The 12,515-nt window shown below is 34.6% G+C and carries 11 protein-coding genes; 5 read left to right on the forward strand and 6 right to left on the reverse strand.

The features are described 5' to 3' along the window. Positions 1 to 161: 161 nt before the first annotated feature. Genes OZP09_RS07775 through OZP09_RS07785 form a run of 3 tightly spaced genes read left to right on the forward strand, consistent with a single transcriptional unit; the run spans position 162 to position 3,103 of the window. Positions 162 to 638, forward strand: a complete 477-nt coding sequence (locus tag OZP09_RS07775) for an RNA polymerase sigma factor (protein WP_269237838.1) — start codon at positions 162 to 164, stop codon at positions 636 to 638. Then, positions 635 to 2,554 carry a hypothetical protein gene (locus OZP09_RS07780; protein ID WP_269237290.1) on the forward strand — a complete coding sequence of 640 codons (1,920 nt, stop codon included), beginning with the start codon at positions 635 to 637 and terminating at the stop codon, positions 2,552 to 2,554. The genes OZP09_RS07775 and OZP09_RS07780 overlap by 4 nt, the downstream gene beginning before the upstream one ends. Before the next feature lie 15 nt (positions 2,555 to 2,569). Beyond that, positions 2,570 to 3,103, forward strand: coding sequence for a MepB family protein (locus OZP09_RS07785; RefSeq protein WP_269237291.1), 534 nt, complete (start codon positions 2,570 to 2,572; stop codon positions 3,101 to 3,103). 53 nt (positions 3,104 to 3,156) lie between these two features. Here the strand turns inward: OZP09_RS07785 and OZP09_RS07790 are convergent, their stop codons facing one another. From OZP09_RS07790 to OZP09_RS07800, 3 genes are all read right to left on the reverse strand, one after another. Further along, positions 3,157 to 6,585, reverse strand: coding sequence for a T9SS-dependent choice-of-anchor J family protein (locus OZP09_RS07790; RefSeq protein ID WP_281310569.1), 3,429 nt, complete (start codon positions 6,583 to 6,585; stop codon positions 3,157 to 3,159). 278 nt (positions 6,586 to 6,863) lie between these two features. Then, entirely contained in the window at positions 6,864 to 7,616 is a 753-nt protein-coding gene (locus OZP09_RS07795; RefSeq protein WP_269237293.1) for an SDR family NAD(P)-dependent oxidoreductase, read from the reverse strand. Positions 7,617 to 7,764: 148 nt separating this feature from the next. Next, the gene (locus OZP09_RS07800; protein WP_281310570.1) at positions 7,765 to 8,139 is read right to left on the reverse strand and encodes a hypothetical protein; all 375 of its coding nucleotides are present in this window, start codon (positions 8,137 to 8,139) and stop codon (positions 7,765 to 7,767) included. 140 nt (positions 8,140 to 8,279) lie between these two features. On the opposite strand from OZP09_RS07800, the gene OZP09_RS07805 reads away from it, so the two are divergent. Then, complete coding sequence (locus OZP09_RS07805) at positions 8,280 to 8,855, forward strand: pseudouridine synthase (protein WP_269237295.1); 576 nt, start codon at positions 8,280 to 8,282, stop codon at positions 8,853 to 8,855. Positions 8,856 to 8,936: 81 nt separating this feature from the next. Beyond that, positions 8,937 to 9,395, forward strand: a complete 459-nt coding sequence (locus tag OZP09_RS07810; protein ID WP_269237296.1) for a tRNA (cytidine(34)-2'-O)-methyltransferase — start codon at positions 8,937 to 8,939, stop codon at positions 9,393 to 9,395. 134 nt (positions 9,396 to 9,529) lie between these two features. On the opposite strand, the gene OZP09_RS07815 is transcribed toward OZP09_RS07810, so the two are convergent. Genes OZP09_RS07815 through OZP09_RS07825 form a run of 3 tightly spaced genes read right to left on the reverse strand, consistent with a single transcriptional unit; the run spans position 9,530 to position 12,499 of the window. Beyond that, the gene (locus OZP09_RS07815) at positions 9,530 to 10,315 is read right to left on the reverse strand and encodes an ABC transporter ATP-binding protein (RefSeq protein ID WP_269237297.1); all 786 of its coding nucleotides are present in this window, start codon (positions 10,313 to 10,315) and stop codon (positions 9,530 to 9,532) included. 11 nt (positions 10,316 to 10,326) lie between these two features. Further along, entirely contained in the window at positions 10,327 to 11,355 is a 1,029-nt protein-coding gene (locus OZP09_RS07820; protein WP_269237298.1) for an iron ABC transporter permease, read from the reverse strand. Position 11,356: 1 nt separating this feature from the next. Continuing rightward, positions 11,357 to 12,499, reverse strand: a complete 1,143-nt coding sequence (locus tag OZP09_RS07825) for an ABC transporter substrate-binding protein (protein ID WP_269237299.1) — start codon at positions 12,497 to 12,499, stop codon at positions 11,357 to 11,359. Between the last annotated feature and the right edge of the window lie 16 nt (positions 12,500 to 12,515).

Genomic DNA, 12,515 nt, shown 5'->3' on the forward strand with positions numbered 1-12,515 from the left:
ATAACTAAAAACACATACACTATCTATAAAAAATAGGTTAAGAGTATAAAAAAAGTTATTTTTGCCAAAACCAACCACCTCTATTTTTGAAAGACAATTTAGACATATATATTAAACAATGTATCCAAAATGACAGAGCAGGACAACTGAAAATTTATCAGTTGTTCTCGCCTGTTTTATATGGTATTTGCTTAAAATATATGAAAAATGAAGACGATGCCAAGGATGTTTTTCAGGAAGCGTTTGTCATTGTTTTTCAAAAAATCCATCAGTATAAATTTGAAGGCAGCTTTGAAGGCTGGCTAAAACGAATCTTCATCAATAAACTAATCGAAACATTAAATAAGAAGAAGAAAGAAAGTTTCTTTTTGGATGTTTTTGATCCTGATACCGATTTTGTAGAGGAAGAAGAATTAGATATTATTCCGATACCCCAGGAAAAGTTACTCGAATATATAAGAGAATTACCAGATCAGTACCGCATGGTTTTTAACTTATATGTTTTTGAAAAAATGAAACACAGAGAAATTGCGGAAAAGCTCAAAATTTCAGAAGGAACTTCGAAATCCAATTTAAACAGGGCGAAACGAATTTTACAAAAAAGAATTTTGAGTATTAAAAATTTTAAAACGGCATGAAAAAGCAAAAAATAGAAGATATTTTTTCATCAATCGAAAATTTCTCAAGTGTACCACCACCTGAGTTATGGGCTAAAATTGAAGAAGAACTTGATAAACCAAAAAAGAAAAAGAGAGCAATTCTTTGGTGGTCAGCTGCTGCATGCCTGTTATTAGGATTATTGCTTCCTACTGTTTCAAATTTCAATTCGAATTCAGGAATTGAAAAAATAAATAATGGATCTACTGAAAAAAATGTTGTTATCGATGAAAACAATGGCCTAAACAACCAGACAAGATCTATTGAAAAAAACAACCTCGAAATTAAACCTGGGATTATTGAAAATCCATCTGTAGAAAATGGAGAAAATCCACCTAATAATGCGCACAGAAACAATACGCACAGAACATCAATCACTCATACCGACTCTAAAAAGAAAATCAATTCCGGAATTACTAAACAAAATCCGAACATTGATACAGAAAATGTGAATAAGGCTGTAGCCGAAAAAACATATATTGGAGGAAAGCAAAACTCATTTAATTCTCTTTCAAACAATTCTATACCAACTGAAAAAGCAAATGAAAATCAGCATATAGCTGAGAAAACTTTCGCTACTGAAAAACAACACTCATCCAGTTCTTTTTCGAACAATCCAATACCAACTGAAAAAGCAAACATAAATCAGAATATAGCTGAGAAAACTTTGGCTGCAGAAAAACAGCACTCATCCAATTCTTTTTCAACTAATCCAATACCAACTGAGAAAGCAAACATAAATCAGAATATAGCTGAGAAAACTTTGGCTGCAGAAAAACAGCACTCATCCAGTTCTTTTTCAAATAATCCGATATCAACTGAAAAAGCAAACATGAATCAGGATGTAGCTCAAAAAACTTCTGCTCTGGGAAAACAAAATTCGTTCAGTTCTTTTTCAAACAATGATATGCCAAATTCAGTTTTAGAAGATAAAGCGAGTTCTAAAAACACTACTGGTGTTGCTTTAAATTCTTCAAATGTAACTTCATATCCTTACACAAAAAACACTCAAAAAGACGCTGCTAATACAACAGCAAATGAATCGATCCTCGCTGATAATTTTCAAAAGAACAACTCTATATCTGCCAATTCATTGAGCAGTAAAGATTCTGTTCAACTAGCAGAATTACAGAATTTAGAAAAAGGCATTGCCGAAGTTAAAACAGAAAAAGAAAAAGATATCAATAGTGTCAATGATTCTGAAAAATGGTCTTTGGATGTTTTTGCAGGAATAGCAAATTCTGAAAACTACAATAATCAAAAAACACTTGGAAATGTTAATGAATCAAAACAAACAAATTCATACGGTGTAAAAGCAAATTATAAACTCAATAAAAAGTGGGCTGTTAGTTCTGGTTTAAAAATTAACGAATTAGGACAAAGTATTGCTAATGTTTCTTATTACAATCATTATGAAACATCAGCATACCCATTAACAAACAGCTATTCATATGATAGTCCTTCAGTAATTGCACCACAAATTACAAGTAATTCTAATTATGTTTTTGTTTCAAAAAATACGCAAGCCGCATTAAAAAGCGATAATTTAGAAAATGGGAATATGGATCAAAGTTTAAAATATATTGAAATGCCTCTTGAGGTCTCTTATTCCATACTTAATAAAAACAAAACAAATATTAGTCTGAATACAGGCGGGTTTGTTGGAAAATTGATTTCAAACAATGTGACTTTAAATGGAAATTCTATAGGAGGAAATTTAAATGCAAATGATTTTGTTTACGGCTCTTTGCTAAGCAGTACTTTTCAATACCAATTATATAAAAAAACAAATGTTTTTGTTGAGCCTGGCATGAATTATTATATCAATCCGCTGAACAATCAAACCTTTAACCAATTTCAATGGTCATTCAATTTTGGTCTGAATGTTTCATTTTAAGGACATTAAATAATTATGGCAATTCATGACAATTGGATTACTCCAAAAACATTTCCTGATGATTTAATTCTGGCTAAAAATCTTTTATACAACTGCTGCGGTTTCGATTGCAGCCAGCCCTTTCCGGAAACTGAAAGTGCAGCATATAGTGCTTATCGTTTCAGTATCAATAAAAAAACAGTCTGTTACAGGGAAGCTAAAATTACGCCAACAAAAACAGGGCAATTTGTAACTTTATGGAAACGTAATAGCTCCGGAACGATTGAACCATTTGATTATTTGGACCTGATAGATTTTATCATCATAAGTGTCCGAAGAGAAAATAATTTTGGACAATTTATTTTTCCGAAGGCTATTTTATTAGAGAAAGGAATTTTCTCTACCTCAGCCAAAGAAGGAAAAAGAGCCATGAGGGTTTATCCTCCATGGGATATTACTAGCAGCAAACAAGCTCAAAAAACGCAGCAATGGCAGCTGGATTATTTTTTAGAAATATCAGAAAATGATTTTAATGTTTCAGGAGCCAAAAAAATATTTGGGATAGAATAGAAAAAAAACAGGCAGCCTAAATTAAGCTGCCTGTTTTTCGATTTCAATTTGGTTTATTTTTTTATAACCTTGCCTTTAAATATTACCTTATTATTGTCTGTCAAAGTATAAATATAGATTCCGGAATGCAAATGGCTCACCGGAATTTCGGTCGTGCTTATTTCCTGCCCCGCTTTTACATCAATTGAATTTCCTGTCAAACGCCCGTTGATATCATAAAATCTTAATTTCAGATTTTTATCTGAATTGCTTTTTACAAGAACATTTACTATATCTGTTGCAGGATTAGGAAACAATTTGGCTGCGAAACTTTGGCTTTCAAAATCAATTGTACCTAAATTATCCGATTTTAATTCAAAACGTGCAATTACAGGTCCATGGTCTGAAGTATTGGTGGTATAATTTGAAATATCTGCTCTTGGATCATAAACTGCGATTGAGTTTGGTATGTATTCATCTGTCAACTCATTAGAAATAATAATATGATCTAGAAAGCCTCCCGAACTCAAAAAGCTGTAAGCACCTCCCTGGCTGATACCCAAAGTAAGCGCATTGTATCTGCTTGTATCATTTACAAACGCCTCATAAGAAGAAGGATTCGGAGTAATTACAGATGCTTTTACATCATCATTAAAATCTCCTAAAATCATGAAATTTGCATCAGGATATTCCGTATCTAAAGCTTGTTTCAGATACTCAACATCATATTTACGCTGATTGTACTTTTTTATATCTGTTCCGCTGTTCGCACGGGCATGAAGATCAATCAGGTTGATTTCTTTTGTTACACCGCCAATATTAGTTTCTATCTGAACCAAATAAGGAAGACGTCCTGATGAGAAAAAACTATCGTCGTTAACATCTGGTGCATCAGTACCTGGATATCCAGGTAAAACTACAGTGTTAGCCCTAACCTGATCGTATAAATCTTTAAATAATACTTTTGTATTTTTAACAGTAGTGGTCTGCGTATTATAAAGTACTACTAATTTTTGAGGAGGAAAATTTGGGTCTGGTGCATTAAATGAATAGGACCATGATGTAGAAATTGTTTTATCGAATATTTTACCATTGACATTTAATTTTTGTATTAAAGCATCAATTGACGGATCATCCGATACCTCCTGAACTACATACACATCTGCATTCAGTTTGTTCATCACCTTTGCCACATTCTCGATTTGCAAAGCATCATCTGTTGGACCAAATTCCTTACCGTCTGTCCCTTTTACATCAGTACCAAAAAACTCTAAATTATAGGTTACCACATCAAAAGTATCTGCTTTTGGAAGTGAAGAGCCAGTTAAAGAACCTACTTGTTTGTTTAATGAAGTTCCTGTAACTGTCAGCGGGCCTGCAATTTTAAATTCTTTCGCAGTCGGTGCAAATCTCGCATATAATGTTTTTCCAGCAAAAGCATCAGCTTCTGTCAAAGCAACACTGTTTTGGAATGTATTATTATCTAAAGATAACTGATAACCAGCAGGTGCAGTAATTGTTACATCTCCATATCCCTTGGCTTTAAAAGCAAAAGATTGTGAGGTAGAAATAGTATTTTGATCTACAGTTCCAAAATCTAAAACAGGGCTTGAAGCCACATAACCTGACTCATTAACAATAGCATAATCATCAAACGACCATTCAGCAGCATTTCCTGTACCACCGCCTATTGCCGTTTCATAAACCCAAGCCAAATAAGTTTGACTTGTTTTAAAAGCTGATAAATCGATATACTGAGATTGAACATACGACTCTGTTGTAGTTGGAAAGTTACCATCTATTTCTGTCCATGTTGCTGTTTCTGGACTGCTTACCCCATCATAATTGGTAGAAACCATTAATTTTAAAGCTGGTCCCGGAAAAAATTTACGAGAATAAAAAGATAATAAGGGTAATTTATCAAAAGTATCTAAACGTAATTTTGGCGAAATCAACCAGTCTTTACTTGCTCCGCTGTCCGAATATCCATTCATAAGAACCGCTCCAGTCCCAGAATTTACATTTCGCGCTGTTGTAGTGTATGTCCATTTGTTCGCAGTTCCTGCCACATTGTACTGTGTCCATCCACTGTTGCTTAACACATTTGGATCATCAAAATTTTGAACGTAAGGATCGATTCCTCTTCCTGCTAAAGATAAATTTTTAATTACAGAAGTAGATTCATGTGTAATCTGGCCTGTAAAAGCCCCTGCTAAATTTGGATTAAACCTTACATAAACTGTCTGCGATGCATTTGAAGCAAAATCAGCAGCAGCATAAGTCAACGTTGAAGCAAATGTTACATTATCTTTTGAGATTGAAAAATTTGATGTAACACTAACCGTTAAATCACTTAGAAGATCTGTTGCCTGAATTTGATAACTTTTAGATGCGGATTCAAAGTTTATTTCATTAGCACCTAAATCAACAGCACCTACAGAGGTTGTAACTACTGGTAATGCAATTACAGCTGTTGTAACATCTACTTTATTTACTGCTGTTTGTAAATTTCCATATTGATCTTCAGAAACAGAAAATACAGTATAAGCCGTTGATAGCGTTAAACCAGCAATATTTTTAGTGTAATCTAATGCAGGATCAGCTATAGTTAAAGATCCAGCCTGTAAAGCAGCAGTTCCGTTTGCATCTACTCCTGATTTAACCTGAGCTGGAGTTGGTGATGTGCTTCCTCCTGCAAGCAAAACATAATATGTTTTACCTATCTCATTCAACTTATTCAAAAAGTCAAAATGAGTGGAAGATATATTAGCCGATTTTGGAAATCCAGTTTCATTTACCGGCGCTGTGTGATCGCTGTTTATATCAATATTGTCAATCGCGAAAGAAGGACGAGAACCTGCTCCCGAAACTTGTCTGGAAATCCATCTGATTTGCACTACAGGTTGATTATTACATATTGCAGGCAAGATCGTTTTGATAACAACATTATTTTGAGGATCTGTAATGGCAGTTATTTGCTGCACTGTATTATTACTATAAACTGTTTCTGGAAGCGTTGTAAAAGAATCTGTAGTACCTACTCTATATTGAAGAACCATTTCGTTTACACGGCTGGATACTGGGCTTCCTGCAAGTCCATATGGATTACGAATTGTCATCGCATCATACTGAACCTGAATTCCTGTCATTCCTGTTGTAGAAAATGCAAGACCAATTGTATAATCTGCACTACTTGTGTTTAAGAATCCCAGCTTCTCATTATAATTATAAACATTTCCAGTACCAACAGCTGCGGTTCCAACAACAATTGGTTTATCAGTTAAAACTATATTGGTACTAAAATTTGCTGATGGAGATCCAGTAACTGTCCAAGCTCTAAAACCTGATGGATAAGTTGTTGGATTTTGAGTTAAATCTTTAAAATCCTGTTTGTAAGGAAGTGGTTTTACTTCCGGCATTGTCTGTGCTTTTAAACTTAAAGAAAAGCAATAAAAAAAACTTAAAAAAGCCATTAAATGGCGTACCGTGTAGATCTTTTTCATGTTTAAAAAAATAGAGTTTTTAGAAGTCAAATTTATACTCTTTAAAGTTAAGGGAATATTACAAAACCATCAACTTAAAACCCTACAACTTATAAACATTTAACAATGAAACTCTATTTTAAAACAAATTTTGTTGAATATTATTAACAAAAAAGCTATTAAGCAATCAAATTAACAGATTCTTCTTGAGAGGTTTGTTAATAAGATACATGCTATAAAAAAGGCCATCTGAAAAACAGACAGCCTTAAATTAATCAATTAATCGCTTTAAAAAATCCTTAAACGGCAGTATAAGCTCCGTCGGCAATTATGTAACTTCCGGTAGTGAAGGAAGATTTTTCAGAACTCAGAAATACAACCAGCTCTGCAATTTCTTCTGATGTACCTAAACGATTCATTGGCGCTTTTGCAGCCACAGCATTCATCATACTTTTATCTAAATTGTCTTTTAACAGGGCGGTTTCGATATATCCAGGCCCTACTGCATTACAGCGAATATTTTTTTGAGCGTATTCTGCTGCTATGTTTTTTGTTAATCCTACAACGCCATGTTTTGAAGCAGTGTAGGCAGGACTGTTTGGAGCCGCAACCTGTCCGTGAATCGAAGCAATGTTGACAATGTTGCCCCCACCATTTTTCTCCATTTGTTCTAATTGATAACGACAGGCATAAAATACACCATTCAAATTAAGGGCAATTACCTTATCCCACGCATCCGGTTCATATTCCCCAGTTGGTTTTGCGGGACCGCCCATTCCGGCATTATTACACGCAATATCCAATCGGCCATATTTCGATACCGCAACTTCAACCATATGTTTATTATCAACAGAACTCGAAGAATCGCCTTTTATAAAAAAAGCTTCTCCTCCGTTATCCTTTATAATTTTTACAGTTTCTTCACCATGTTCAACATTAATATCTGAGACCACTACTTTTGCCCCTTCACGGGCGTACGCTTCTGCTACAGCGCGTCCAATTCCTGAACCGCCTCCTGAAACAAAAGCCACCTTATTTTCTAAAAGTGCCATATTCATAAATTTTAAAATTGTCTTTTAAATTTACGAAGCCATTCTTTAGTTACCTCCACAAAACCTGGGTTTATCATAACATTAACCACATATGCTAATCAAATGTTATTTTCTAAAAAAGCCTGTGAAATCTGTCATTTTTTCATTATTATTTATCTTCATCTAATTTCATATTCCCTCTGTCTTCATGACTTTCAGGATTTGAATTCGAATAACGGTTTGCCGTAACATCCGAATTATGATCTTTGTTTTCAACGGTTTTTTTTGCCTCTTCTTCTGTAGAAACTCCTCTGTTCGAATTTGGATTATCAGGATTTATATCACCTTTAACTTTTCTAATATCCTCGTTTTCATTTCTTGCTCTTTCAACAACTGTTTCATTACCACTGGCATCGGCAACTACTTCTTTTTTTAAATTTGCATCATCGGATTTTCCGTCATGTGAACTATTTTTCCCTTTTTGTTCGTCTATATTTTTTTGTACTCCGTTTATTTTTTTAGAGCCTAAATTATTAGTTTCCATAGTCTTTATTTTTAAAATTCTTCATATATAATATTACGAATTCTAAATTTTAAAACTAAAGGGTTTAACATTGCTTTGGGTTTATTCGCTGATTAATTTTCAATGAAGGTGAAACAAACTATCTTTGCAAAAAATTAAAAATGCACAGACACTTCCTTCTTTTTAAACCTTATGGTTACCTCAGCCAGTTTATTTATGAATTGAAAAGAAAGAAAAAGCTTTTAGGTGAATTATACGATTTCCCCGAAGGAACAATGGCGATAGGAAGACTGGATGAAGACTCTGAAGGACTGCTTCTACTCACTACTGACGGAATGGTAAGCGAAATAGTCAGAAGCAAAAAAGTCGAAAAGGAATATTATGTTCAGGTTGACGGAATCATAACTCCTGAAGCCATTGAGCAACTACAAAAAGGCGTAGAAATAGGTTTTGAAGGCGGCAAATACAAAACCAAACCCTGCAATGCATTTATTGTTACTGAAATTCCTGATTTCGGTCCGCGTGCAAAAAAAATCAGGGATGAACGTCATGGTCCAACTTCATGGGCTTCCATAACGATTAGCGAAGGAAAGTTTCGGCAGGTTCGAAAAATGACTGCAGCAGTTGGTTTTCCAACTTTAAGACTTGTAAGGGTTCGAATAGGAAATGTATATTTGCAAAACTTAAAAGCGGGGGAAGTACTTGAAGTTCCCGATTTCGAATTAGAAAATTTATAATTTGATAATGTAGCAATTAGTCAGTGAGATAATTATTTCAAAACTTCTAACATTTAACCTCTAACATTTAACTTTAAAAACATGCTAAACGTTGTTCTCGTAGAACCAGAAATACCAAATAATACCGGAAATATAGGCCGCTTATGTGTAGGCACCGAAAGCCGTCTACATTTAATTCATCCTTTTGGATTCGTGATTAATGATAAAAACCTCAAACGTTCCGGACTGGATTACTGGGTACATCTTGACGTAACCGAATATCAAAATATTGAGGAATGGATGCAGCAGATTCCTGATCAATCGCGAGTGTTTTTAATGAGTTCGCATGCTGAAAAATCATATCTGGAAACCGAATTTCAGGATGGTGACTGGCTTGTTTTTGGAAAAGAAAGTGTTGGATTGAGCAAGGAGTTTATGGCCAGGTTCGAAAACCACCTGACTATTCCGATGTCTCCGCTGATTCGTTCTTTTAATATTGCGAATTCTGTTGCTTTTATAATTGGCGAGGCTAAGAGACAGATTGGATTGAAAAAGGTTTAATCATATTATTTGCTTACTTCTCTTTGAAAAGTCGTTCTGGAAACAGAATTTCTAGCCCTGATGGAAGCGACATCCTTTTTTGCCGGGGTTCGGCAAAAAAGATATAGCGGACAGCAGGATTAGCTCCTGAAAATTTAACTCACAATAAACTTCCCTTTTTCGGCATCAAAAACAATATGCTCATTTTTAAATAAAGTATTAAAACTTCCTTTTGAGATTAAATTACACGGTTCGTCCTGTATTACCGTTTCCGGAGTCATCATAATCATTTCGTCACTCAACTGAATGGCCAGATCAATGTCATGGGTCGAAAATAAAATACATTTTTGAGTTTCTTGTGTTAACTTTTTAAGCAATTTGAATAATGAAACTTTATGCAGCAAATCGAGATGTGTTGTGGGTTCATCTAAAACAATCAACGGTGTGTCTTGTGCAAGTGCTCTTGCAATTAAAACTTTCTGCAATTGTCCATCACTGATTTCAAAATGCCTTTTTGAGGCTAAATGTTCGATTTGAGTTAATGCTAAAGCTTCATTTACTTTTACGATATCCTCGGGAGTTAAAGTTCCCACCCAATTCGTATAAGGCTGACGCCCCAAAGCAACCAATTCAAATACGGAAAGATTACTTGGCGGCAATTTTTCAGTTAAAACCAAACTTAGGTTTTGTGCTAAATCTAATGGTTTGTAGGTATTTATATTTTTATCATTCAGAAAAACACTTCCTGCCAATGGAAATTGAATTCCGGTAATTGTTCTGAGCAAAGTTGATTTCCCTATTCCGTTTGCGCCTATTAAAGCAATGAGTTTTCCGGAATCTAAAGTCAGATTTAAATCCTGTGCAATAGTAACAGTTCCTTTACTGGACTTATATCCAATACTTAAATTTGAAGTTGAAAGAATAGTGTTATTTTCTATCATTGATTAACTAATTACTTAAAATTATTTTTTCGAACCAATAACCAAATCACAACCGGAGCCCCAATTATAGACGTAATGGCATTTATAGGAAGCGTAACATCAAATCCCGGCATTTGAGAAACGATATCGCAGAACAACACGATAATAGCACCAAAAAGCAATGTACTCCAAAACAAAATCATATGATTACTGGTTTGAAAAGTCAGTTTTGCAATATGCGGAACTGCAAGGCCAATAAAAGCAATTGGACCTGCGAAAGCAGTTATACTTCCTGCCAAAATACTCGTTGCAAAAATAATCATCAATCGAGCCTTTTTTAAATTCAAACCCATGCTTTTAGCATAATTTTCGCCCAGAAGCAAAGCATTTAAAGGCTTGATGCTCCCAGCGCTCAAAACTAGGCCAAAAACAACACTCACAGCTAAAACTGTAATGGATTTCCAGGAAAGGTTTCCAAGATTTCCTAACGACCAGAAAGTAAATTTCTGAAGTTGCTCTGCCGTGCTAAAGTAGGTTAAAACACTCACAATTGCAGTGGTAAAGCTTCCGAACATTAAACCTACAATCAAAATTGCCATTGTATCCCTTAACCTTTGTGAGACCAACAAAACTAACAACAGAACAAGCGTACTTCCCAAAGTCGAAGCCAAAACAATTCCGTAAGATGACAAAGCGATTACTTTTAGAAAAGAGGGCAAAAAACCCGCACCCAAAATTACAAAAGCTACTCCCAGACTTGCACCTGAGCTCAATCCTAAAACATAAGGTCCGGCAAGCGGATTTCTGAATAATGTCTGCATTAACAAACCGCTTATTGAAAGTCCGGTACCAACTAAAACCGCTGTTATAGCTTTTGGCAAACGGTAATTAATTATAATATACTCCCAGGTTGATTTACTGGCCTGACCGCCTGTTAAACTTGTATAAATATCTCTAAAAGGAATATTTACAGACCCTAAACTAATGCTGGCAAAAAACATCAGAAGCAAACCTAAGGCCAACAGGAAAAATAAAATTGTATTTCGTTTTTTGTTGACCAATTTAATTCAGTTTTGTTGCAAAAGTAAATTCATAACCCGGTAGTAAATCCGGATGGAAAATTTTGATATAATCTTTCAGCACCAAATCTGGTCGGCTTGGTGAGACTTCATAATAAATAGTGCCTCCGGTAGCACCAAACTTACTTTCTAAACAATAAACCGACTTGTTTTTAAAAGCGTCAAACTCACTGTAATGTGGATTCGCTTTTTGTAGTTGGTCCAAGGTTGTAAAGGAGCCTGAAACAATCCAAAAATTGGCGGTTTTGGCTTTATCGAGAACCTTCTCAAATGATAAACCTTCACTTCCCGTTCCTTTTAAATCTGACCATAAATAATTGGCCTGGGCATCTTTCATAAATTTGGCAACCCAGCTGTTTCCTTTGGCAACATACCACACATCTTCATACATTGAACCATATAAAACTGTTGATACTGCCGTTTTTTCAGCGACTAATTTTAATGCCTGATTATAACTCATTACAATCTTATCGAATAATTCTTTCGCTTTGTCTTCTTTACCAAACAAAGCACCGTAGAGTTTTATCCATTCGGCTTTCCCGAGTGGGGACTGCTCCATCCAGTCTGCCTGAATCAATACATTTAAACCACTTTTTTTCAAATTATCAAGCATCGGATTATTGTTATCTACGCCAAAAGTCACAATTAAATTCGGTGCTAAATCTATTAGTTGTTCTATATTTAATTTTTCATTCTGTCCTACATCTTTAACGGACCCTTTGTCAATTAAAGCTCTGGTTTTTTCAGAAGAAATATAATCTGTATGCGGAAAACCGGTCAGTTTGTTTTCGACATCCAGCATTTCAAGAAATGGAATATTGGTTGTTGAAGTTACCACAATAGACTCCAACGGAATTTTAATTGTTGTATAACTCTTTAAACTATCTGGCACTTCAGCATCTTTTTCCTTTAAAATGTATTTAAAACTTTTATCTGCATTTGGCCAGGGATTTGAAACTGTAACCACAGAATATCCTTCATGTTTTACGATAGAAAGTCCGGAAGCATATTCGATACTGTTTTGAGGAATTTCAGAGGTTGTAATTGCTGTATTTTCATTTTTTTTACATCCCGTCAGAAGAAAAAAAGAGATTATCAAAATAAATTTAGGAAATAAATGTTTCATAGATTGCAGTATTGTT

The sequence above is a fragment of the Flavobacterium flavigenum genome (assembly GCF_027111255.2).
Taxonomy (GTDB): Bacteria; Bacteroidota; Bacteroidia; order Flavobacteriales; family Flavobacteriaceae; genus Flavobacterium; species Flavobacterium flavigenum.